The organism is Bradyrhizobium sp. CER78, from assembly GCF_029846235.1.
In the GTDB taxonomy this organism is placed as follows: Bacteria; Pseudomonadota; Alphaproteobacteria; order Rhizobiales; family Xanthobacteraceae; genus Bradyrhizobium.
Genome location: NZ_JARVWP010000003.1, coordinates 35,706 through 58,279, shown reverse-complemented (window position 1 = coordinate 58,279; position 22,574 = coordinate 35,706). Strand labels below are relative to the sequence as shown.

17 protein-coding genes and 2 tRNA genes are annotated in these 22,574 nt (G+C 64.6%); 3 read left to right on the top strand and 16 right to left on the bottom strand.

Translation table 11 applies throughout. The features are described 5' to 3' along the window. Positions 1-36: 36 nt before the first annotated feature. From QDT69_RS06170 to QDT69_RS06145, 6 genes are all read right to left on the bottom strand, one after another. Positions 37-783: a DUF2497 domain-containing protein gene (locus QDT69_RS06170; protein ID WP_279705747.1), complete on the bottom strand. Its 747-nt coding sequence runs from the start codon at positions 781-783 to the stop codon at positions 37-39. Between the two features lie 335 nt (positions 784-1,118). After that, positions 1,119-2,501: a TolC family outer membrane protein gene (locus QDT69_RS06165; protein ID WP_279705745.1), complete on the bottom strand. Its 1,383-nt coding sequence runs from the start codon at positions 2,499-2,501 to the stop codon at positions 1,119-1,121. 219 nt (positions 2,502-2,720) lie between these two features. Continuing rightward, positions 2,721-3,386: a protein-L-isoaspartate O-methyltransferase gene (locus QDT69_RS06160; RefSeq protein ID WP_279705744.1), complete on the bottom strand. Its 666-nt coding sequence runs from the start codon at positions 3,384-3,386 to the stop codon at positions 2,721-2,723. Between the two features lie 123 nt (positions 3,387-3,509). Next, positions 3,510-3,689 (bottom strand): hypothetical protein, encoded by a 180-nt coding sequence (locus tag QDT69_RS06155; RefSeq protein WP_050419688.1) that lies wholly within the window; start codon positions 3,687-3,689, stop codon positions 3,510-3,512. 133 nt (positions 3,690-3,822) lie between these two features. Then, a tRNA-Asn gene (locus QDT69_RS06150) sits at positions 3,823-3,897 on the bottom strand. A 334-nt stretch (positions 3,898-4,231) separates the two neighbouring features. Then, on the bottom strand, positions 4,232-4,717 hold the full coding sequence (locus QDT69_RS06145) for an anthrone oxygenase family protein (RefSeq protein WP_279705743.1): 486 nt from the start codon (positions 4,715-4,717) through the stop codon (positions 4,232-4,234). Between the two features lie 91 nt (positions 4,718-4,808). On the opposite strand from QDT69_RS06145, the gene QDT69_RS06140 reads away from it, so the two are divergent. After that, positions 4,809-5,453: a TetR family transcriptional regulator gene (locus QDT69_RS06140; RefSeq protein WP_279705742.1), complete on the top strand. Its 645-nt coding sequence runs from the start codon at positions 4,809-4,811 to the stop codon at positions 5,451-5,453. A 408-nt stretch (positions 5,454-5,861) separates the two neighbouring features. Further along, complete coding sequence (locus QDT69_RS06135; protein ID WP_279705741.1) at positions 5,862-6,044, top strand: hypothetical protein; 183 nt, start codon at positions 5,862-5,864, stop codon at positions 6,042-6,044. A gap of 43 nt (positions 6,045-6,087) precedes the next feature. On the opposite strand, the gene QDT69_RS06130 is transcribed toward QDT69_RS06135, so the two are convergent. The 6 genes from QDT69_RS06130 to QDT69_RS06105 all read right to left on the bottom strand — a co-directional run bounded on the left by QDT69_RS06130 (position 6,088) and on the right by QDT69_RS06105 (position 16,160). Next, a tRNA-Cys gene (locus QDT69_RS06130) sits at positions 6,088-6,161 on the bottom strand. Positions 6,162-6,216: 55 nt separating this feature from the next. Continuing rightward, the gene (locus QDT69_RS06125; RefSeq protein ID WP_279705740.1) at positions 6,217-6,942 is read right to left on the bottom strand and encodes a DTW domain-containing protein; all 726 of its coding nucleotides are present in this window, start codon (positions 6,940-6,942) and stop codon (positions 6,217-6,219) included. Between the two features lie 35 nt (positions 6,943-6,977). Beyond that, the gene (locus QDT69_RS06120; protein WP_279705739.1) at positions 6,978-10,082 is read right to left on the bottom strand and encodes an efflux RND transporter permease subunit; all 3,105 of its coding nucleotides are present in this window, start codon (positions 10,080-10,082) and stop codon (positions 6,978-6,980) included. After that, the gene (locus QDT69_RS06115) at positions 10,079-13,207 is read right to left on the bottom strand and encodes an efflux RND transporter permease subunit (protein WP_279705738.1); all 3,129 of its coding nucleotides are present in this window, start codon (positions 13,205-13,207) and stop codon (positions 10,079-10,081) included. The genes QDT69_RS06120 and QDT69_RS06115 overlap by 4 nt, the downstream gene beginning before the upstream one ends. A gap of 48 nt (positions 13,208-13,255) precedes the next feature. Next, positions 13,256-14,701, bottom strand: a complete 1,446-nt coding sequence (locus QDT69_RS06110) for an efflux RND transporter periplasmic adaptor subunit (protein ID WP_279705737.1) — start codon at positions 14,699-14,701, stop codon at positions 13,256-13,258. After that, positions 14,691-16,160, bottom strand: coding sequence for an efflux transporter outer membrane subunit (locus tag QDT69_RS06105; RefSeq protein WP_279706176.1), 1,470 nt, complete (start codon positions 16,158-16,160; stop codon positions 14,691-14,693). Before QDT69_RS06105 ends, QDT69_RS06110 begins: the two co-directional genes overlap by 11 nt. A 570-nt stretch (positions 16,161-16,730) precedes the next feature. On the opposite strand from QDT69_RS06105, the gene QDT69_RS06100 reads away from it, so the two are divergent. After that, complete coding sequence (locus tag QDT69_RS06100; protein ID WP_279705736.1) at positions 16,731-17,765, top strand: cysteine synthase A; 1,035 nt, start codon at positions 16,731-16,733, stop codon at positions 17,763-17,765. A 122-nt stretch (positions 17,766-17,887) separates the two neighbouring features. On the opposite strand, the gene QDT69_RS06095 is transcribed toward QDT69_RS06100, so the two are convergent. From QDT69_RS06095 to QDT69_RS06080, 4 genes are read right to left on the bottom strand one after another with little or no spacing between them, the layout of a single operon-like run. Next, a complete protein-coding gene (locus tag QDT69_RS06095; RefSeq protein WP_074126441.1) occupies positions 17,888-18,628 on the bottom strand; it encodes an amino acid ABC transporter ATP-binding protein in 741 nt (246 codons plus the stop codon). 11 nt (positions 18,629-18,639) lie between these two features. After that, complete coding sequence (locus QDT69_RS06090; protein WP_279705735.1) at positions 18,640-20,160, bottom strand: amino acid ABC transporter permease; 1,521 nt, start codon at positions 20,158-20,160, stop codon at positions 18,640-18,642. Beyond that, complete coding sequence (locus tag QDT69_RS06085) at positions 20,157-21,362, bottom strand: ABC transporter permease subunit (protein WP_279705734.1); 1,206 nt, start codon at positions 21,360-21,362, stop codon at positions 20,157-20,159. The genes QDT69_RS06090 and QDT69_RS06085 overlap by 4 nt, the downstream gene beginning before the upstream one ends. Positions 21,363-21,387: 25 nt before the next feature. Beyond that, complete coding sequence (locus tag QDT69_RS06080) at positions 21,388-22,404, bottom strand: amino acid ABC transporter substrate-binding protein (RefSeq protein ID WP_279705733.1); 1,017 nt, start codon at positions 22,402-22,404, stop codon at positions 21,388-21,390. Between the last annotated feature and the right edge of the window lie 170 nt (positions 22,405-22,574).

The following is a 22,574-nucleotide window of genomic DNA, read 5'->3' as shown; positions in this document are numbered from 1 at the left end:
GACGGAATGGGGGCTGCCAAGCCCTTGCGGGGCCGGCTATCGACCGCGAGATACCCGCTCGATCTCGGCCTTGACGATCCGCTCGACCAGGCCCGGCAGATTGTCGTCCAGCCAGGACTTCAGCATCGGCCGCAGCATCTCCTTGACCAGATCCTCCAGCGTCCGAGCATTGTTGCTCAGCACGGTGTTGGCCAGCGAGTTGAAGGCGGATTCGACCGCCCGCATCGTGGTTCCCGAGATGATCTGCTGCATCGGCGCGGTTTCGATCGCCGGCGGTTCTCGGACCGGCTCTCGAACGGATTCCTGAGCAGGCACGCGGGTGCGGGCCTCCGTGAATTCGACGTCGTCCTGCGGCTCGACCTTGCGGAACGATGGCGCGGGGGCCGGCTCCGGCAGCGCCATGTCGTCGGTGAGCTCGAACACGTCGGCCTCGGGCTGCGGCGACGGCCTGATCTCGGCCGCGGGCGTCGCCTCGTCCAGGCTGGCCAGGAGTGAATCGATGTCGTCCTGGCTGTTGCTGGCGGCGGCAGCTGGCGCCGGCGCCGGTGATTTCGGCGCGGGCGCCGCGGCCTTTGCAGCCGGAGGCGCTGCAGGCGGCGGGCTCTTCATCGCCGGCTTCGCTGCAGGTGGCGGCGCAGGCTCGGCCTTAGGAGGCGGCGGTGGCGCAGCAGCCGCCGGCTTCTCGGCCGCACCCGGCTTCGCTTCGTCGTCGGCAATGATGCGACGGATCGACGCCAGGATCTCCTCCATCGAGGGTTCTTGGACCTTCGCAGGTTGCGTCATCTCCGACTCCACATCGAAACTATTTTACATCAAGCCCGAGGGGATTCGCCGGTTCCGATGATGCGGGCGGAGATTTTCATTGCTCTCGCCCGACTTGTCCCCAGATCACGCCCGCCCGAGGCCATCCTGCAAGCCTCGTGTCGCCCAATGCAGCGTGATCACAGGTGGCGTCGCACCTGTCATCACGCTACGCCGGCTCGCCGCGAATCGCCTTGCTGCCCGACAAAACGGTATGTCAGGCCAATTATCGATTGCAAGCAAACGCGCCCGTTTGTGGTCCTGATTAACTCAGAACCACAAACATGGCGCGACAAGCGATGATGAAGTGAAGGTGTTTAGCGGCCGTCAGGTGTACGAACGCCGGCCCAATTGTCACGAACCTGCTGGTAGTGCACGCTAGGATCATAGATGTTGGTCGAAAGACCCATGACCTGCGGCGACAAGCGGCCGATATAATTCAGCACGTTGTAAGAAGCGACGACGCGGTCGTGCTGTGCCGTGACCAGCGCATTGCGCGCGTTGACGAGCGCCTGCTGCGCGTTGAGCACGTCGAGCGTGGTGCGCTGGCCGGCCTTGGCCTCTTCGCGCACGCCGTTCAGCGCGATTTCGGACGCGGTCACCTGCGCCTGCGCCGATGCCACCTGCGACTTGCCGGCGACGAGCTGACCCCAGGCGGTGACGACGTTGGCACGCGCCTGATCCCTGGTCTGGTCCAGCACCAGGCGCTGCTGCGCCAGCGATTCCTTGGACTGGCGGATCAGCGAGTATTCAGCGCCGCCCTGGTAGATCGGCAGCGACAGTTGAACGCCGACCGAGGCGTTGAAGAGACGGTACACGGTCAACTGCGTTTCGTAGCCCTGGCTGACCGACGCCTGCAGCCCAACCGTCGGCAACAGCGCGCCTTCGGCAACCTTGGTCTGCAGGAAGTTGACGTCGACGCCGTACATCGCGGCGGTGACGTTCGGATTCTGGGTTAGACTGAGTTCGACAGCAGCCGAGAGCGACGACGGCAGGAACCGGTCGACCGGCGAGCCCGGCGCGGGATTCTGCGGCTCGACGCCGATGATGCGGCGGTAGTTCGATCGCGTCGTCGTCAGATTCGATTCCGCGGTGAGCTGCTGGGTTCTGCCGGCCGCGAGCTGGGCCTCGGACTGCGCGACGTCCGTGCGGGTCACCTCGCCGACATTGAAGCGGTCCTGGGTCTGCTTCAGCGTCTGTTCCAGCACGCGCGTGTTGCTGCGCTGGACTTCGACGATCGCCGCGTCGCGGAGATAGTCCATATAGATCGTGGCCGCGCTCAGGAGCACCGACTGCTCGAGCACGCGCAAACCCTCACGTGCCGACGACACCTGGCTTTCAGCCTGGCGCACCTTCGGCCCGTTCTGCGCATTGAACAGCGACTGGCTGGCGGTGATGCCAACGGTGCGCTGCCGGCTCACACCCGACACGGGCGCGCTTCCCGCCGTCAACTGCTCATCGGTGTATTGTCCGCCGGCCGTTGCGGTCAGCGAGACCTTCGGACGGTAACCCGAGAGTGCCTGCGGAACGTTTTCGTCGATCGACCGCACCTGTGCACGTTGTGCGTTCAGCTGGGGATTGTTCTGGTAGGACCGCACCAGCGCGGACTCGATAGTTTCGGCGAGCGCAGGCACTGGGCCCAGCTCCGCCAACAGAAGGGCGGCAGTCGCAGCCGCGGTGATAGCCTTCACCCCTCGCATCCCCGGTAATCCAATCATTGTAGTCGCCGTCTCCACACGCAAGTCAGTTCCGGCGGTCGCTTCAGACGAAGTGAGTCCCGCCTCACCTTAGTCCGCAGCTAAGGGCAACGGAACTACCCCGCAACGGAACATGGTGGAAACTCTTCACATGGGGCAAACGGGCCACACTTCTGATTCAGAACGGGATTTTATAAGGTGGCGCAGCGCCGTAGCGGTCGGTCAGAAGACGAAGGCGGGAAGCCGTTCCAGTCCGGGCAGCACCGGGGCGGTGGCGTCGAACAGCTCGCGATGTCCGAAATCCCCGTGGGAGTGCGTCACGAGGGTGGCGCGCGGCGGCGGCGTCAGGCCAAACACCCCGACCAGTCGCCCTCCCTCCTTGAGCTGGGCAAAAAGCCCGGTCGGGAGGATCTCGGTCGCACCATTGAGGACGATGACGTCATATGGCGCGCCCGCGGCGTCGCCGTCCGCGGAAGCTCCGGTCTTGACGGTCACATTCTGGATCCCGAGCTGGGCCAACGCTGCGGTCGCTTTCGCGGCAAGCGCCGGATCGCTCTCGGTGGCGCTGATCTGCGCGGCAAAGCGCGCCACGATCGCGGCGGCGTAACCGGTTGCACAGCCGACGACCAGAATGCGGTCGGTGGCCTTGATCTCGGCGGCCTGCAGCATCCTGGCGAGCAGCGCCGGCGTGATCAGGCAGCGCCTGGCGGCGCCGCCCTCGGCGACATCGAGGTCGAGGTCCAGATAGGCGAGCGCCTGCTTGCTGGCCGGCACGAACACTTCGCGCGGCACGGTCAGCATGGCTTCGAGAATACGATCATCGGTCACGTCACTCGGACGCACCTGACCATCGACCATGTACTGGCGCGCGGTCGAAAAACCGGTCATTGGCGGGGACCCTGCAAGTCGCGGCATTGCCGCTGGAGAAGCTAGAACAGGGCCATCTTTTGGAACAAGCTCCGCCAAAACGCAACACGCCGTTGGCGTGCGGGATGCTCCCGGGAGGGCTCTCTATTCGATCGTGACCGCAAGCCGGCCGATCAGCCGGGCCACTTCATCGAGATGCTCGGAATCATGTTCCTCAACCGCCCTCGCCAGCCTGCGGACACACTCATCGTCGCTGATGACGGGAGCATCATGCGGAACAAGCGTCGGCTGCGGCATCGACAGGTCGATCAGGTTAATGGCCATCAGAATCACCTCTCAAGACCCGGCACGACGAAGTGTCGACAGTTATTGAGTCGATTTGACGACGCTTTTGGTTCGCGTGTTGCGGACCACGTGCTTGTGATCGTCGATGGCGATGTTGGTGGGCCAGCAAAGCTGGCTCCCCGGGCTGGATTCGAACCAGCGACCATTCGATTAACAGTCGAATGCTCTACCGCTGAGCTACCGAGGAATAGGCGAACAAAGTGTTCGCGAGCGGGCAGCGTATAACAAAGCCTTTCGGGCTTGCAAAGAACCAAATGGGCCTTCGGCGAAACTTTAGCCCAAGACGGTAAGCCGCTGCAATGCAAGGGTTTGCCGGCGTCCCAGGGTAATGCAGGGCTGTCCCGGTTGTCCCGTTCTCGGCGCAGGGCGGCCGGGATGGACCAATGGCGCGGCGTTACGGCCGCGCCGTGATTCCCGGCCGGGGCCCCGCCCCCTTGATGTCATTCCGCGATGAACGAGGTGGTCTTGGTGCCGGGGTCGTAGCGCAGCCTCGGCACGTTGAGCTTGCTTCTCCGATCCGATCAGCGCGCGGCGATGGCGACGATGAGCAGCGCGGTCGCCGCGAGCGAAGCGATGGTCCGCACGTGGTTCCAGAAGGTCCAGTCGACCAGATAGCGCGCCCAGACCGGCGCAGTCGCGGTGCTGGCGGGATCCATCGACGCAAGCTGGTCGTTCAGCGGCACGTTGAATACGGCGGTGACGACGAACATGCCGAGGACGTAGAGGCCGCCGCCGCAGATCATCGCAATGGCGCCCGGCTCCTGCCATCTGAGCGCACCGAGCACGGCCAGTACGGCGCAGGACAGCGTGGTGCCGAGGAAGACCGGCATGAACAGCGAACGTACGATGTCGACATTGATCGCATTCATCGCCGAGATGCCGGCGGCCTGATCGATGCGGCCGAGCGCGGTCATCACGAACGTCGAGAAAGCGAAATAGAGCCCGGCAAGCAGGCCGCAGCCGAGCGCGGAAAACCACAGCAAGCCCGAGGTCAGGATATTGCGCATCGTTCCACCTCTAAATGCGAGAAGTCCTCGTATTTGTAAAATGCGATAAACTCTCGTATTAGAGACGTCAACCCGATTTCGGAGACAGAAGGTGGCGAGACGAAAGGCCGCGCCCGTGGCGGCTCCCCTGCCCGGCCTGGCACGGCTTGCCCCGACGCAGCAGCGCAGCCGCGAGCGGTTCGAGCGCATCCTCGCCTGCGCGACCGAGATCATGGCGGAAAAGGGCAGCGAGGCCTTCCGGATGAGCGACATCGTCGAACGCAGCGGCGTCGCATTCGGCTCGCTCTATCAATATTTCCCGGACAAGGCCGCAATCATCGGCACGCTGGCGGAACGGCACAACGCAGTTGGACGCGATTGTGTCAGGCGCGATCTGGCTGCGGTCACCGCCCCGCGCGACCTGCATCCGGCGCTGTGCCGGATCGTCGACAGCTATTACGAGATGTTCATGCGCGAGCCGGTCATGCGCGACATCTGGCAGGCGACGCAGGCCGACCGCGGCCTGCAAAAGCTCGATGCCGACGACATGGCCGTGCTTTCCGGCCTGCTCTCCGACGCGATCAGGCGCGTTGCGCCGAGCGTGCCGTCCGCCACCCTCGCCAGCTTCTCCGCACTGACGATGACGCTGATCGCGGCCGCGGTACGCCACGCGATCACGCTGCCGCCGAAAAAAGCGCGACAGGTGCTGGCGCAATTCAAGACCATGCTGCCGGATGACCTCGCCGGGCTGGCTTGACCATGTTCGCACCGACCTCGGGAATTTCCGCCACGCAAGGGCGATAGGCATCGGGCGTAGAGCGGCGCTGCCCAGGTCTGGCGAACGAAGTCAGCGAGGACCGCGGGTCGATGCAACGCGCAACAGGCGACACCGCGGTCTGTTTGCCTTCATTGTCACGTCTTCCTAAAATTCCTGCGATATTTGACAGCTATGAATACTGCCGGGAATTCCGGGAAGAGTTTTTCGCAAGATGTGATTTGTCTCACACCAGGTGCGGCGGTGCCGACCTAGGTTTCCGAAGGGATCATCAGCGGTTTATTAACCAAACAGGGCGCCATCGTTCTTTTCATAAAATTCGAACGAATCGCTCAATCCGGACCGAAGACAGTTTTGCGACCATTGCGCTCTCGAACCTCGGAGAGCGCGATGAGCGAAGTCGAATTTGATCTGCTGCTGGACGCCGTGCGAACGGCGATCGCGCCTATTGCTCAGGAGGATTTCGTGGCCCAACCCTCGCCCAGCATTCAGCCGCCGCCGCGCGCTGCCAATGACAACCAGGCGCCGTGGCCGCTGATTCCGTTTCCTGAAGGTTGGTACGCCGCCAGCTAATGCGGCTTCTCATTTGTCGGCTGCAAGCCATTGATGAGATGAGTGGAGGCCACGACCAGAATTGAACTGGTGTACACGGTTTTGCAGACCGTTGCGTAACCACTCCGCCACGTGGCCCCTTGCGGCGCACTTCATATACGCCCTCTGTCAGATAGGCAACCAAGCCCAGCAGCTAACGCCGGCGCTTCCGGTAGTCCTTTTTCCTGGGTTTTGGCGCCAATTCCGGCATTTTGGCCTGGACTTCGCGGAATCTCGCCAGCATCCGCTCGAAACTTTCAGTTAACGTTGCGGCGATATCGGGCCGCTTCTGCAGCCCGGCCAGCAGGATCGCGGCCGCCTCGATGGTGGACAGGCCGTCGCGCCGCGGTTCCCGGCGCAGCTTGCCGTACAGCGAGGGGCGTTTCGGCCCGAGAATCACCCGCTGGCACTTCAGCATCCAGGCATTACGCCACCACAGCGCCTTGGCCTGGCTCCAGGTGCCGTCGAGCAGCACGATGCCCTCGATGTCGGACAGGATGGCGCGCTGATGCGGCTCGAGCTCGCCCTTGCGGTTGATCGCGACGATCTCGGCATCGGTCTCGAGGTCCTCGACCTTGGCCGAGCCGAGATAGAGCACCGCCCAGCGCGACGGGTCGGGCACCGGGCGGCCGAGCGCCTTGGCAAGGCTCGGCCACGACAGTCCAATCCGCACCACGGCGTTCTCGAAATGCTGCGCCAGCAGCCGCGCGGTGCCGAGCGCCCTGTCCTGCTCCTGCGGATGGATCAGGATCAGGAGCTGAATGCGGCTTTCGATCGGTGTGACGCTGTCGCAGATGCACAGCGGCAGCGGCTTGCCGCAATGCGCGCAATCCTCGATCTCGGCGATCACGTCGGATTTGACTTCGGTCGGTTCGGACATCGCTTCGCTATACGCTCACGCCGGCGCAATTCAAACTATTCCGCCGGCGCGTGCACACCCGACGGCGCCGGGCGCTGGCGCAGCCGGTCGATCAAGAGGTAGATCACCGGCGTGGTGTAGAGCGTCAGGATCTGCGACACGAACAGGCCGCCGATGATGGTGATGCCGAGCGGCCGCCGCAGCTCGGTGCCCGGGCCGGTCGCAATGACCAGCGGAATGCCGGCGAACAGCGCCGCCATCGTCGTCATCAGGATCGGGCGGAAGCGCGCCCGGCAGGCCTCGAAGATCGCATCCCGCGACGACAGGCCCTGATGCCGCTCGGCCTCCAGCGCGAAGTCGACCATCATGATGCCGTTCTTCTTGACGATGCCGATCAGGAGGATGATGCCGACGAAGGCGATCACCGTCAGCGGCGTATTGGTCACCTGCAGCGCCAGCAAGGCGCCGAGGCCGGCCGACGGCAGTGTCGAGATGATCGTGATCGGATGCGCGAGGCTCTCATAGAGCACGCCGAGCACGATATACATCGCGATCAGCGCACCGAGGATCAACAGCGGCTGCCGCCCGCTGGTCTTGTTGAAGTCGCCCGCATTGCCATCGAAGCTGCCGCGAATGCCCTCCGGCATGTGCAGCTCATCGACCGCCTGCTGGATGTTCGTGGTCGCGACCTCCAGCGGCACGTCCGGCAACAGGTTGAACGACACCGTGGTCGAGGGGAAGCCGCCGGAATGATAGACCGCGAGCGCCGACAGTCCGCGCTGGTAGTGCACCAGCGCCGACAGCGGCACCTGCACGTCATTGGCGCCGGCGACATAGATGCGCTCGAGGTTCGAGGGATCGCTCTGGAATTTCGGGTCGATCTCGAGCACCACCACGTACTGGTTGCGCTGGGTGTAGATGTAAGAGATCTGCCGCTGCGAGAACGCGTTGTTCAGCGCGTTGTCGATGTCCTGCACCCGGACACCGAGGCTCGAGGCGATCTTGCGGTCGATCACGAGGTTGAGCTGCAGGCCGCCGGGATCGCGGTCGGAGGACACGTCGGTGATGCCCTCCACCGTCTCCATCCGCTTGGCGACGAGCGGCGCCCATTTCTGCAACAGATCGAGATCGGTCGAGGCGAGCGTGTACTGGTAGTCGGAATCGCTCTGCCGGCCGCCGGTGCGGATGTCCTGCGCGGCGAACATGAACAGGCGGATGCCGGGCACCATGAACAAATTGCGGCGCAGCCGGTCGATCACCTGGGCGGTCGATAGGCCTGCCCGCTCCTCCGGCGGCTTCAGGCTGATGAACATGGTGCCGCGGTTGGAGGTGGCGCCGCCCGGGCCGCCGCCGGAGCCGACCGACGAGCCGATACCGGCGACCGCGGGGTCGGCCATCACGATGTCGGCGAGCCGCTGCTGCAGCTGGAGCATCGACTGGAACGAGATGTCCGCCGACGCCCGCGTCGAGCCGATCACAAAGCCGCTGTCGTCGGTCGGGAAATAGCCCTTCGGTGTCTTGATATAGAGCGTCACCGTCAGCGCGACGGTGGCGAAGAACACGACCAGGGTCAGGAAGGGATAGCCGAGCACGACGCGCAGGGTCGACGCGTAGAACGCCACGATCCGCGACAGCATGCCTTCGATGGCGCGGTCGTACCAGGTGGCGTGACCCGAGGTGGCCTCCTTGATGTAGTGCGCGCAGATCATCGGCGTGATCGTCACCGACACCAGGGTCGACACGATGATGGCGAACGTCAGGGTCAGCGAGAATTCCCGCAGCAGCCGGCCGACGATGCCGTCCATGAAGATCAGCGGCGTGAAGGCCGCGATCAGCGACAGCGAGATCGACAGCACCGTGAAGCCGATCTGCTTGGCGCCTTCGACCGCGGCCGGATACGGCGCCATGCCCTGCTCGAGATTGCGGTACATGTTCTCGATCATCACGATGGCATCGTCGACCACGAAGCCGACGGAAATCGCGAGCGCCATCAGCGACAGATTGTCGATCGAGAACCCGGCGAGCCACATCCCGGCGCATGTGCCGGCCAGCGCCAGCGGCACCGAGACGCCGGCCGCGATCGTCGGCACCACGCGGCGCAGGAACACGAACACCACGACCATGACAAGCAAGACGGTCGCCAGCAGCGTGAATTGCATGTCCTCGACGCTGGCGCGGATCGTTCCGGTGCGATCGACCAGGGTCGAGATCTCGACACCGGCCGGAATCCACTTCCTCAATTCCGGCAGCAGCCGGCGAACGTTGTCGACGGTGTCGATGACGTTGGCATCGCCCTGCTTGGTGATCTGGATCAGCACCGCCGGCTGCTTGTTGAACCAGGCGATCGAGCGCGAGTTGCGGACGGAATCCTCGACCTCGGCGACGTCGGAGAGACGGACGAAATTGCCGCTCGAGCTCTTGATGAGGATGTCGCGGAACTCGGCAGCGGTACGCATCTGCTTGTTGATCGACAGCGTCTCGCTCAGCCGGTCGCCATTGAAGATGCCGACGGGCCCCAGCGGATTGGCATTGATGATCGCGAGCCGGACGTCGTCGGTCGAGATCCCGGCATTTGCCAGCGACACCGGATTGAGCGCGATGCGGACCGCCGGCTGGTCGGCGCCGCTGACCGTCACCTCGCCCACCCCAGGCACTTGCGAGATGCGCTGCGCCAGCACGGTGTCGGCGACGTCGTACATCGCGCTGGTCGAGATCGTCTTCGAGGTCAGCGCCAGCACGAATACGGGTGCCGCGGCCGGATTGGCCTTGCGGAACTTGGGCAGCGACGGCAGGTCGCTCGGCAGATCGGCGAGCGAAGCATTGATCGCCGCCTGCACGTCGCGCGCGGCGCGGTCGATGTCGCGGCCGATCGAGAACTGCACCTGGATGCTGGTGACGCCGAGCGAACTCGTCGAGGTGATCTGGTCGACGCCCGAGATGGTGCCGAGCTTGCGCTCCAGTGGCGCGGCAACGGTCGAAGCCATCACGGAGGGATCGGCGCCGGGCCGGGACGCCGACACCCGGATGGTCGGGAAATCGACGTTCGGAACTGACGACACCGGCAGGAACTCGTAGGCGACGATCCCGACCAGGAACAGCCCTATCGCCAGCAGCGTGGTGCCCACCGGCCGGCGGATGAAGGGCTCGGAGATCGAGATCACTGCATGCCCTCGGTGGCGCCCGCGATCGGCGGGCCGCTGGGACCCGGCTCCGGCACGGCCCGCTCGATCCGCCGGTTGAGCCGGTCGAGTGCCAGATAGATCACCGGCGTGGTGTACAGCGTCAGCAGCTGGCTCAGCAGCAGGCCGCCGATGATCGAGATACCAAGCGGGAAGCGCAGCTCGGCACCGGTGCCGCTTTCGATCGCGAGCGGCAGCGCGCCGAACAATGCCGCGAGCGTCGTCATCATGATCGGGCGGAACCGCAACAGGCAGGCCTGCACGATGGCGTCATAGGACGACAGGCCCTGATGCCGCTCGGCCTCCAGCGCGAAGTCGATCATCATGATGGCGTTCTTCTTGACGATGCCCATCAACAGGATGATGCCGATCAGCCCGATCACCGACAGGTCCTGCCCGCATAGCATCAGCGCGAGGATGGCGCCGACGCCTGCCGAGGGCAGCGTCGAGAGAATCGTGATCGGATGAATGTAGCTCTCGTAGAGCACGCCGAGCACGATGTAGATCGTGATGATCGCGGCCAGGATCAGCCAGGGCTGGCCGGCAAGCGAGCGCGCGAATTCGGCGGCGTCGCCGGAATAGATGCCGACGATGCTGCCGGGCATCCCGATCCTGCTCTCGATCGCCTTGACCGCGACGACCGCATCGCCCAGCGCCTCCCCGGGCGCCAGGTTGAAGCTGAGCGAAACCGACGGGAATTGCGCCTGGTGCGAGATCGCGAGCGGCGCCGTGGTGCGGACCAGCGTCGCCACCGCCGACAACGGCACCTGCGCGCCATTCGCGCCGGGCAGATAGAGCTTGTCGAGGATCGACGGGTCGCGCTGGTACATCGGCAGCGCCTCGAGCACCACGCGGTACTGGTTGGCCTGGCCGTAGATCGTCGAGATCTGCCGCTGCGCGAAGGCGTCGTTCAGCGTGTCGGTGACGCCCTGAAGATTGACGCCGAGCTGGCCGGCGCGCTGGCGGTTGATGTCGAGCGCCGCGCGCAAGCCGCCATCCTGCGCCTCCGAGGAGACGTCGCGGAAGATCGGGTCGCGCCGCATCTCGGCGACCAGCTTCTGCGCCCATTGCGAGACCTCGGCGGCATCGGTCGCGGTCAACGTGTACTGGTATTGCGAGCGGCTGGACTGGGTCGAGATCTGCACGTCCTGCACCGGCTGGAAGTAGACGGTCATGCCGGGGACCGTCGATATTCTCTGCTTCAGCCGCTCGATCACGTTGACGACGCCGTCGTGCCGCTGGTCGAGCGGCTTCAGGGTCATCACCAGGCGACCGACATTGGTGGTCGGATTGACCGAGCCCGAGCCGATCACCGAGACCACGCCGACCACGTCGGGGTCGGCCTTGATGATGTCGGAGATCGCGCTCTGCCGGCGCTGCATCTCGGCGAACGAGACGTCGGGACCGGCTTCGGTCACCGCCGTGATCGAGGAGGTGTCCTGCAACGGCAGGAACCCCTTCGGCGCCAGCACATACATGATCAGCGTCAGCGCGATGGTCGCGAACGTCACCAGCAGCGTTGCGCGCTGGTGCTGCAGCACCCAGAGCAGCGTCCGATGGTAGAACTCCACCATGCCGTCGATGAAGCGGCTGACTGCGGCGAGGCCCGGAACCGCCATCTCCTCATGGATGTTCTTGAGCAGCCGCGAGCACATCATCGGCGTCAGCGTCAGCGACACAATCGCCGACGTCACGACCGCAATCGTCAAGGTCAGCGCGAATTCGCGGAACATGCGGCCGACCAGGCCGGACATGAACAACAGCGGGATGAACACCGCGATCAGCGACACAGTCAGCGAGATCACGGTGAAGCCGATCTCGCTGGCGCCCTTGAGCGAGGCTTCCATCACCGTCTCGCCGTCTTCCATGTGGCGGACGATGTTCTCGATCATCACGATGGCGTCGTCGACCACGAAACCGGTGCCGATGGTCAGCGCCATCAGCGACAGATTGTCGAGGCTGAAGCCGGCGAAATACATGATGCCGAAGCTCGTGATCAGCGACAGCGGCAGCGCGACGCCGGCGATCAGGGTCGCACGCAGCGACCGCAGGAACAGCAACACCACCAGCGTCACCAGCACGACGCTCAGGATCAGCGTGAACTGCACGTCGTGGACCGAGGCGCGGATCGTCACCGTGCGGTCGGAGACGACGGTCAGCTTGACGCCGGCCGGGACCGAGCGCTGCAGCCGCGGGATTTCGCCGCGGATCTGCTTGACGACGTCGATGACATTGGCGCCGGGCTGGCGCTGGATGTCGATGATGACCGCCGGTGTGCCCTGGTACCAGCCGCCGGTGCGGTCATTCTCCAGCCCGTCCACGATCTGGGCGACGTCGCCGATCGTGACCGGCGAGCCGTTGCGATAGGCGATGATGATCGGCCGATAGGCGTCAGCCGCTGCGATCTGGTCGTTGGCGGCGATGGTGTAGGATTGCTGGGCGCCGTCGAGCGAGCCCTTCGGCCCCGAGACGTTGGCGCCGGCGATCGCGTTGCGCAAATCCTCCATCGCGATGCCGTAGGCAGCAAGGCGCGCGAGATCGGCCTGCACGCGGACCGCCGGCTTCAAACCGCCGAGGATCGAAACCCGGCCGACGCCGGAAATCTGGCTCAGCCGTTGGCCGAGGATGGTGTCGGCGAGATCGCTCATCGCCCGCAGCGAGATCGTGTCCGAGGTCAGCGCCAGGGTCATGACCGGCGCGTCCGCCGGGTTCACCTTGGCGTAGACCGGCGGGTACGGCAGCGTCTTCGGCAGGATGCCGGCGGCGGCATTGATTGCAGCCTGAACGTCCTGCGTGGCGCCGTCGATGTCGCGGTTGAGGTCGAATTGCAGCGAGATCTGGCTGACGCCGAACGAACTCGTCGAGTTCATCGACGACAGCGACGGGATCTGGCCGAGCTGCCGCTCCAGCGGCGCCGTGATCAACGAGGCCACGACGTCAGGGCTCGCGCCGGGCAGCTGCGTCGTCACCTGCACGGTCGGGAAGTCGACCTGCGGCAGCGCCGAGACCGGCAGCGCCCAATAGCCGAGCGCACCGCCGATCATCAGGGCGATGCCGAGCAACGAGGTGGCGATCGGCCGGCGGATGAACGGTTCGGAGACGCTCATGGTTGCGTTCTCGCTTTAGCGTCGGACATTACGAGGTCGGGATGCCGGTCATGGCTGTGCCTTCGGCGCGCCGCCCGACTGTTCTCCCCCTGCCGCCGGCGCGGGCGCCGGACCGGTCTGCCCCTTCTGGTCGCCTTCGCTGTGCTCGCGCCGGCCGGGGTTCTCGCCGTTCTTGCCCTGCCCGTCCTGCTTGCCGTCCTTGCTCTGGCCCCCGGTTTTGCCGTCGGGACTGCGGCTGCGCTTGCGCGGCGCGAGATCGGCTGCCGGCGGCCCATCGTCCTTGCCGACGATGACCTTGGAGCCGTCGGCGAGGTTGGCGAAGCCGGTCGTGACGACGCGGTCGGACGTGGCCAGTCCGCTGGCAATGACGGCTTCATGCTCGTTCTGCTGCGTGACCGTCACCGGCTTGGCGGTGACGACGTTATCGGCGCCAATCACATAGCTGAAGGTTCCGGCCGGACCGCGCTGCACGGCCGAGGTCGGCACCACGATCGCCTGCGGCAAGGTCTCGACCTTGAGCCGCACGTTGACGAATTGCCCGGGCCACAGCTGGTAGCTGGCATTCGGGAGCTCGGCCTTCAGCTTCAGCGTGCCGGTAGTCGGATCGACCTGGTTGTCGATGCCGGTCAGCTTGCCGGTATCGATCACGGTGACGCCGTCATTGCCGAACACGTCGACCGCAAGCTGGCCCTTGGCGGCCGCGGCGTTGACCCGCATGATCTGCTGCTGCGGCAGGCTGAACCACACCGCGATCGGCTGCAGCTGGGTCAGGATCACGAGCCCGGTGGTGTCGGAGGCGTGGATGATATTGCCCTGGTCGACCTGGCGCAGCCCGGCGCGACCGGAAATTGGCGCTACGATCTTGGTGTAACCGAGCGTGGTGCGCGCATTGTCGATCTGGGCCTGGTCGGCCTTGATGATGGCCTGCTGCTGCGCGACCAGCGCACGCTGCGTATCGGCCTGCTGCTTGGAGCCCGCGTTGGTGGCAGCGAGTTGCTCATAGCGGGCAAGGTCGATCTTCTGATTGGCAAGCAGCGCTTCGTCCTTGGCCTTCGTAGCCACCGCCTGATCGTATTGCGCCTGATAGATCGCGGGATCGATCTCGCCGAGCACGTCGTCCTTCTTGACGTCCTGGCCCTCGGCGAAATTGACCTTGAGCAGCTTGCCGTCGACCTGCGAGCGCACGGTGACCGTGTTCAGCGCCTTCACCGAGCCGACGCCATCGAGATAGACCGGCACGTCGTGCACTTTGGGCGTGACCGCAAGCACCGGTACCGGTAGATCGGGCCGCGCCGCCGCGCCGCGCCCGCCGCCTCCATTTGGCTTGGGCTGGAAGGCGAGCCAGCCGAGATAGCCGAGCCCGCCCAGGATCACGAACGTGATGAGCAGCGACACCATGCGCCCAAGCAGGCGCGAGATCAGGCTCCGCTTGCGCGGCGCGGTGCTTTTCTCGTCGTCCCTGTCGTTTTCCTTGGAGTCGGGCTTAAAGAGCATCGACCGGTCTTTCCATCTTCGGTTCCCAGCCGCCCCCCAAGGCCTGATACAAGCTTACGATCGCCAATAGCCGGGCCAATTGGGCCTGCGAATAAGCATCTTCCGCCTGGAACAAAGTCAGCTGCGTGTTTAGCACAGTTACGATGTCGGCGGTGCCGGCCTTGAGCTGCTGCTCGGCCAGGTCGAAGGCGCGCCGCGACGACGACAGCACGTCGCGCTGTAGCTGCAGCCGCCGCGTCGTCTCGCGGATCGCGACCAGCGCGTTGTCGACATCGGTGAACGATTGAACGACCGTCTTGCGGTATGTCTGCAGCAGCTCGTCCTGCTTCGCCTTCGCGTTCTCGAAATTACCGAGGATCCGGCCGCCGTCGAAGATCGGCTGCGTCATGCTGCCGACCAGGTTGAAGAACGCCGCGTGCGGCTGGAACAGCGAGACCAGCGCCTGACTCTGGTAGCCGCCCGTCCCGGTCAGCTGGATGCTCGGGAAGAACTGCGCCCGCGCGCTGCCGACATTGGCGGTGGCGGATGCGAGCTGTGCCTCCTGCCGGCGGATGTCGGGACGCTGGGTGAGCAATTCAGACGGCAGGCCCGGTGTGACGCGCGGGATCGCAACCGAGTTGAGCGAGCCGCCGGCGACGCGCACGCTCTCCGGCGGCCGCGACACCAATACCGCGAGCGCGTTGATGTTCTGCTCGAGCGTCTGCCGCAGCGGCGGCACCAGCGCGCGCTGGTTCGCGAGCACGCTCTCCTGCTGCGCGACGTCGAGATCGGAGCCGGTGCCGGCCTTGAAGCGGTCCTTGATCGCGTTGAGGATGCGCTCGGCGCTGGCGATATTGCGCTGCGCGGTGCGCAACCGGTCCTGGGTGGCAAGCACCGTGAAATAGGCGTTGGCGACGCTGCTGAGCGTGGACAGCGCCACCACCTCGCGGTCGAACCGGTTGGCAACGGCGGTCTCCTCCGCGGCCTGCGCGGCGTCGCGATTCTGGCCCCAGAAGTCGAGCTGGTAGCTGGCGCTGAGCGAGGCGTTGTAGTTCACCACCTCGCGCCCGCCATTGGTGAGGCCGCTGGCGCTGGAGCCGGAGGTGCGCGAGTAGGTTTCCGATCCATTGAGATTAAGGGTCGGCAGCAGTGCCGCGCCGGCCTGCCGCGCCAGCGCATCGGCCTGGCGGAAACGCGCCACGGCCGCCGCGATGTCGAGGTTGACGGTCTGCGCCTCCTCCATCAGCTGCGTCAGCTCCTTGGAGCGGAAGCCGCGCCACCAGTCGAGCGTTGGAAGCGCGTCGCCCGGCCGGCCAAGCCGCGCGGCCTTATAGCCCTGCGGCACGTCGAGCGCCGGATCGGGGATGTCCTGGGTCAGAATGCAGCCGGCCGAGCCCGCGACGAGGCCAAGCGCGACGAGCGAACGTCCCGCCAGCCGCCGCGCGCGGGCAGCGAGGCCGAACCGGCCTCCAGGCACCATCACGGATGCTTGCTGGGTCACACCCGTTCTCCGCCGGAGCCAGACTTCGCCCGTGGCGCACGAGTGACGCGTTCAGCGGTGGTCTGGGTGACGTACACGGGGTAATGCTTTCAATGGAACCTGGCTGTCCCATCCTACCCTTGGGACGATAGGGCGGACAGCCCTGTCACGAATGCGCGACGTCGCATCGCAGGTGATTCGAGGCCAGCCTGATTGCGGGCTTTTCCCTATTTTTAGGGCATTTCAGCGCGTTTCAGACCCGTGCCTGAAGTCAGATTCTAACAAAGATTTCATGGGGATTTCTCGGCCCTGTTGCGCCGAATCCGCAAGATGCGCCGGCACAGCGACGCCGTCGCGGCGACTGACGCAAAACTGCCTGCAGCGGAACGATTCTGCCGGACGCCCTGACTGCCGAAAAACACTGTTCTCCGCATGCCCGTGATGGCCATGCACGCGCCGTCATACGTGGTGAATCCGCCATTTGCCGCAGTGCAAAAGCCCTTCCCTTTTTCGATCAGCACACTAGGTTCGCGGCAAGCAAGACACAGACCGGCAAAGAAATTCCCCGACATGGCATTCAACAAAGACGTCATTGAAGCAATCGGCAACACCCCCCTCATCAAGCTGAAACGCGCATCCGAACTGACCGGCTGCACCATTCTCGGCAAGGCCGAATTCATGAATCCCGGCCAGTCGGTCAAGGATCGCGCCGGCAAGGGGATGATCCTGGAGGCCGAAAAGCGCGGCGATCTGAAGCCCGGCGGCCTCGTGGTCGAATCGACCGCGGGCAATACCGGCATCGGGCTTGCGGTCGTGGCGAGTGCGCGCGGCTACCGCACCCTGATCGTGATTCCGGAGACGCAGAGCCAGGAAAAGAAGGACATGTTGCGGCTGTGCGGGGCCGAACTGGTCGAGGCGCCGGCGCTGCCCTACTCCAATCCGAACAACTATCAGCATCTCGGCCGGCGTCTCGCCGACCAGCTGCGCAAGACCGAGCCGAACGGCGTGCTGTTCGCCGACCAGTGGAACAACCTCGACAATCCCAAGGCGCACTACGACTCGACCGGGCCCGAGATCTGGCAGCAGACCAACGGCAAGGTGGACGGCTTCATCTGCTCGGTCGGCACCGGCGGCACGCTCGCGGGCATCAGCCGCTATCTGAAGGAAAAGAACAAGGACATCGTCACCGCCTGCGCCGATCCGCACGGCTTTGCGATGTACGAACTGTTCAAGAACGGCCAGGTCAAATCGACGCCCGGTGACTCGATCACGGAAGGCATCGGGCTCGGACGCAAGACGCCGGTGATCGAGACCGCGAATGTCGACGACGCGTTTCTGGTCTCCGACGAGGACGCCGTGACCATCATCTATGAACTGCTGGAGCACGAAGGCCTGTGCCTCGGCGGCTCGACCGGCGTCAACATCGCCGGTGCGATCCAGCTCGCCAAGCAGCTCGGCCCCGGCAAGACCATCGTCACCATCCTCGCCGATTCCGGCAACCGCTATCAGTCCAAGCTGTTCAACCCGGCCTTCATGCGCTCGAAGAATCTGCCGGTGCCGGAATGGCTGGAAAAGCGCAGCAAGATCGAGCTGCCGTTCGTATGAGGCCGAGGCCTACGCCGTCATTCCGGGGCGATGCGAAATCGAACTATGGTGCGCAATTGCGCACCTGAGAATCTCGAGATTCCGGGTTCGCCCTTCGGGCGCCCCCGGAATGACAACAACAATCATCTGAGAATCTGGCTCAGGAACAGCTTCGACCGCGCATGCTGCGGGTTGGCGAAGAATTCCTGCGGCGTGTTCGACTCGATGATCTGGCCGGCGTCCATGAACACGACGCGATTGGCAACCTCGCGGGCGAAGCCCATTTCGTGGGTCACGACCAACATGGTCATGCCTTCCCGGGCGAGATCGACCATGGTGTCGAGCACCTCCTTGACCATTTCCGGGTCGAGCGCCGAGGTCGGCTCGTCGAACAGCATCACCTTCGGGTTCATGGTCAGCGCGCGGGCGATCGCGACGCGCTGCTGCTGGCCGCCCGACATCTGGCCGGGAAACTTGTTGGCCTGGTGCGGGATCTTGACCCGCTCGAGGAACTTCATCGCGGTCGCCTCGGCATCCTTCTTCGGGATGTTGCGCACCCAGATCGGGGCCAGCGTGCAATTGTCGAGCACGGTGAGATGCGGGAACAGGTTGAAGCTCTGGAACACCATGCCGACCTCGCGCCGCACCTCGTCGACCCGGCGCAGGTTCGGGCCGAGCTCGATGCCGTCGACCACGATCTCGCCCTCCTGGAACTCCTCCAGCGCGTTGATGCAGCGGATCAGGGTCGACTTGCCCGAGCCGGACGGGCCGCAGATCACGATGCGCTCGCCCTTGCCGACCTCAAGGTTGATGTCGCGCAACACGTGGAAGTCGCCGTACCATTTGTTCAGCGTGGAAATGTTGACGATCGGGTTTGTGGACATGGTGACCCTGTTCAGTGGCGGCGATGAGCGTTGAGCCGATTTTCGACAAACAGCGAGTAGCGCGACATTCCAAAGCAGAACACGAAATAGATCATCCCGGCAAACGCGAAGCCGGTAAAGGCCGTGGTCGGCGTCGACCAGTTCGGGTCCGAGAACGACGCCCGCAGCGAACCCAACAGATCGAACAGCGCCACGATCGACACCAGCGAAGTATCCTTGAACAGCGAGATGAAGCTGTTGACGATGCCGGGAATGACGTAGCGCAGCGCCTGCGGCAGCACGATCAGCGACGTCGTCTTCCACCAGGACAGGCCGAGCGCCGATGCGGCCTCCGCCTGCCCGCGCGCCACCGCAGCGAGCCCGCCCCTGATCACCTCGGCCATGTAGGCGCCGGTGAAGATCGCGACGCCGATCAAGGCGCGCAGCAGGCCGTCGACCGCGAAATTGCCCGGCACGAACAGCGGCAGCATGTAGGTCGCAAAGAACAGCACCGTGATCAGCGGCACGCCGCGCCAGAATTCGATGAAGGCGATCGAGAAGATCCGGATCAGCGGAATGGTCGAGCGGCGGCCGAGCGCGAGTGCAATCCCGATCGGCATCGAGGCGACGATGCCGGTGATCGCGATCACCAGCGTCACCAGGAGGCCGCCCCACAGCCGCGTGTCGACGATCGGAAAGCCGCCGCGATCGAGCCCCATCAGCTTGATGCCGGCGGCGATCCCGGCAAACGTCAGCAGGCTGCCGATCAGCGCCCTGCCGCCGGTGCGCAGGCCGCCGCCGAGCACGAATAGCACGGCGGAGACGATCACGGCAGTCAGCAGAAAATCGCCCCAGACCGGCACCGACGAGAGCTGCAACTGATCGCGCAGCCAGGTCAGCGGAAAGATCAGCCAATGGATTAGCAAGCCGAAGAGGACGAGCAGCTTGCCCAGCACCCACGGCAGCGGGCCGAACGCCGAACTCTTGCTGAGATTGACCAGTAGATCGCCGGCGCCGCCAATGCTCTGTTCAAACAGCTGCAACAGGCCGGCAGTCCAGCTCACGCCGAAGCCCGCGATGCCGCCGCCATGCAGCAGGAAAAACGCCACCACAGGAAACGCGAAGAAGAACAGGCCGGAGTTCAGTCCCTTCGCCGGCAGGCGCGGCAGCAGCAGCGGCAGCAACAGCGCGGCGCCGAGCCCGTAAGTCAGATTGACGCGCCAGCGCTGGGCTTCCGGATAGAAGCCGTAGATCAGCTGCGTCAGCTTGGCTTGAATATAGGGCCAGCAGGCGCCGACCTCGTGCCCGGCCTTGTCGGCGAGGCAGGCGGTGCGATCCTTGCCGGTCCAGATCGCATCGACCAGCAGGAACTTGATGGCCGGGATCACGATATACCAGGCCAGCAAGAGCCCGAGGATCGTGAGCAGGATGTTGCCCGGCGAATTCAACAGCCGCATTCGGACGAAGCCGATGAAGCCGGTGGTCTTTGCCGGCGCCGCGCGTTCGGCGACCAGCTCCTGCCGGACAAAGGACGGAGCGGAGATATCGGTCATGCCGCCATGCTCCGGTTGATGCGCCAGCCATAGACGCTCATCAGCGCGCTCGTCGTCAGCGAGAGCAGCAGGTAGACACCCATCGTCATGGCGATGATCTCGATCGCCTGCCCGGTCTGGCTCACCGCGGTGCCGGCGAATACCGAGACCAGATCCGGATAGCCGATGGCCACCGCCAGCGACGAATTCTTGGTGAGATTGAGGTACTGGCTGGTCAGCGGCGGCACGATGACGCGCATTGCCTGCGGCACCACGATCAGCCGCAGCGTCGCGGCGCGGCTGAGGCCGAGCGACGAGCCCGCCTCCATCTGTCCCTTGTGGACAGACATGACGCCGGCGCGGACGATCTCGGCGATGAAAGCCCCGGTGTAGGTCGACAACGCGACCGTCAGCGCAACGAATTCGGGAATGATGCGCGCCCCGCCGGCGAAGTTGAAGCCCTTCAGCTGCGGCAGCTCGAACTGCAACGGCCCGCCGAAGATCAGCATCGAGACCAGCGGCAGACCGATGAGGCAACCCAGCACGTAGGGCCAGATCCGGATCATCTGTCCGCGCTGGAACAGGGCACGCCGCGCGGTGCGTCGCAATCCCAGCGCCAAGACGATGCCGACCGCGAGCGCGGCGATGAACGGATAGAGCCCCGGCTCGGTGACCGGCTGCGGCACGACCAGGCCGCGATTGTTGAGGAAGAAGGTATTGAAGATCGAGATGCTCTGCCGCGGCGCGGGGAGCGCCGCGAGCACCGCGAGATACCAGAACAGGATCTGGAACAGGAGCGGCAAATTCCTGATGATCTCGACATAGATGCCGCCGATCCGCGACAACAGCAGATTGGGCGACAACCGGCACAGCGCCACGATGAAGCCGATCACGGTAGCGAACACGATGCCGATCACCGAGACCAAGATCGTATTCAACAAGCCGACGAAGAACACCCGCCAATAAGTGTCGGAATTGTTGTAGGCGATCAGGCTCTGATTGACGTCAAAGCCCGCATTGTAGTTGAGGAAGCCGAAGCCCGACGCGATGTGCTGGGTCTCCAGGTTCGTCCGCGCATTCGCCACGATCTCGTAGGCGATCCAGGCGAGGATCGCGGCGAAGGCAATCTGGGCGGCCAACCCGTTCCAGCCGGCCCTGCCGCCAAGCGCTCGCTTCAGCCTGAGGGCAAATTGCAGCGGTGGTTTGCGGGGCGCGATGCTCATCGCGGCAGCCGTTGGCCGGGATCGATCAGCGGATCGGCGGCGCGTACTGGATACCGCCCTTGTTCCAGAGATTGTTGACGCCGCGCGCGATGCCGAGCGGCGAACCGGTGCCGACATTGCGTTCGAAGGTCTCACCGTAGTTGCCGACGGCCTTCACGATCTTGACCACCCAGTCCTTGGTGAGGCCCAGCTGTTCGCCCAGATTGCCGTCGGTGCCGAGCACCCGCTTCATCTCCGGCTTGTCGGATTTGAGCATCGTGTCGACGTTCTTCTGGGTGATGCCGAGTTCCTCGGCATTGATCATCGCAAACAGCGTCCACTTCACGATGTCGAACCACTGGTCGTCGCCGTGGCGCACCATCGGCCCCAGCGGCTCCTTGGAAATGATTTCCGGGAGCACGATGTGATCGGCGGGGTTCGCGAGCTTCAGACGGCTGGCATAGAGTCCGGAGGCGTCGTCGGTGAAGACGTCGCAGCGTCCGGATTCATAGGCCTTGACCGCTTCGTCGATGCTGCCGAACGCGATCACCTCATACTTCATGTTGTTGCCCTTGAAGAAGTCGGCGAGGTTCTGCTCCGTGGTGGTTCCGGTCTGCACGCAGACCGAGGCGCTGTTCAGTTCTAGCGCCGAATTGACCTTGAGCGACTTCTTCACCATGAAGCCCTGCCCGTCATAATAGGTCACGCCGGTGAAATTGGCGCCGAGCGAGGTGTCACGCGACACCGTCCAGGTGGTGTTGCGCGACAGCACGTCGATCTCGCCGGACTGCAACGCGGTGAAGCGATCCTTGGCCGACAGCGGCACGAACTTGACCTTGGTCGGGTCGTCGAGCACCACGGCGGCGATGGCCCGGCACACGTCGACATCGATCCCGGTCCAGTTCCCCTTGTCGTCGGGTGCCGAAAAACCGGGCAGGCCCTGGCTGACGCCGCAGGACAGCTGGCCGCGATCCTTGACCGTCTTGAGGGTTTGCGCCGAGGCCGCCTGGACCGACAGAGCGGCGGCAGCGGCAAGTATGACAGCCAGGGATACGCGTTTCATGGGCGGGGCCTTTCAGGGTCGTCCGTTGGACGTTTGCTTTGTGATCGCCTCGCGTTCACGGGCCATCCCAATGATCCCCTGCAGCAAATCATGCTGATCGAACCGGCAGTTTGACGTCAAACCGGTCAGGCAACGGATCGTAGGTCGCGGCAGGCCCCTCAACGTGCGGC

Coding starts and splice junctions, on each gene's coding strand:
- QDT69_RS06170 (WP_279705747.1), bottom strand. CDS start 783: ATGACGCAACCTGCGAAGGTCCAAGAACCCTCGATGGAGGAGATCCTG.
- QDT69_RS06165 (WP_279705745.1), bottom strand. CDS start 2,501: ATGCGAGGGGTGAAGGCTATCACCGCGGCTGCGACTGCCGCCCTTCTG.
- QDT69_RS06160 (WP_279705744.1), bottom strand. CDS start 3,386: ATGACCGGTTTTTCGACCGCGCGCCAGTACATGGTCGATGGTCAGGTG.
- QDT69_RS06155 (WP_050419688.1), bottom strand. CDS start 3,689: ATGGCCATTAACCTGATCGACCTGTCGATGCCGCAGCCGACGCTTGTT.
- QDT69_RS06145 (WP_279705743.1), bottom strand. CDS start 4,717: ATGCGCAATATCCTGACCTCGGGCTTGCTGTGGTTTTCCGCGCTCGGC.
- QDT69_RS06135 (WP_279705741.1), top strand. CDS start 5,862: ATGAGCGAAGTCGAATTTGATCTGCTGCTGGACGCCGTGCGAACGGCG.
- QDT69_RS06125 (WP_279705740.1), bottom strand. CDS start 6,942: ATGTCCGAACCGACCGAAGTCAAATCCGACGTGATCGCCGAGATCGAG.
- QDT69_RS06115 (WP_279705738.1), bottom strand. CDS start 13,207: ATGAGCGTCTCCGAACCGTTCATCCGCCGGCCGATCGCCACCTCGTTG.
- QDT69_RS06110 (WP_279705737.1), bottom strand. CDS start 14,701: ATGCTCTTTAAGCCCGACTCCAAGGAAAACGACAGGGACGACGAGAAA.
- QDT69_RS06105 (WP_279706176.1), bottom strand. CDS start 16,160: ATGGTGCCTGGAGGCCGGTTCGGCCTCGCTGCCCGCGCGCGGCGGCTG.
- QDT69_RS06100 (WP_279705736.1), top strand. CDS start 16,731: ATGGCATTCAACAAAGACGTCATTGAAGCAATCGGCAACACCCCCCTC.
- QDT69_RS06095 (WP_074126441.1), bottom strand. CDS start 18,628: ATGTCCACAAACCCGATCGTCAACATTTCCACGCTGAACAAATGGTAC.
- QDT69_RS06090 (WP_279705735.1), bottom strand. CDS start 20,160: ATGACCGATATCTCCGCTCCGTCCTTTGTCCGGCAGGAGCTGGTCGCC.
- QDT69_RS06085 (WP_279705734.1), bottom strand. CDS start 21,362: ATGAGCATCGCGCCCCGCAAACCACCGCTGCAATTTGCCCTCAGGCTG.
- QDT69_RS06080 (WP_279705733.1), bottom strand. CDS start 22,404: ATGAAACGCGTATCCCTGGCTGTCATACTTGCCGCTGCCGCCGCTCTG.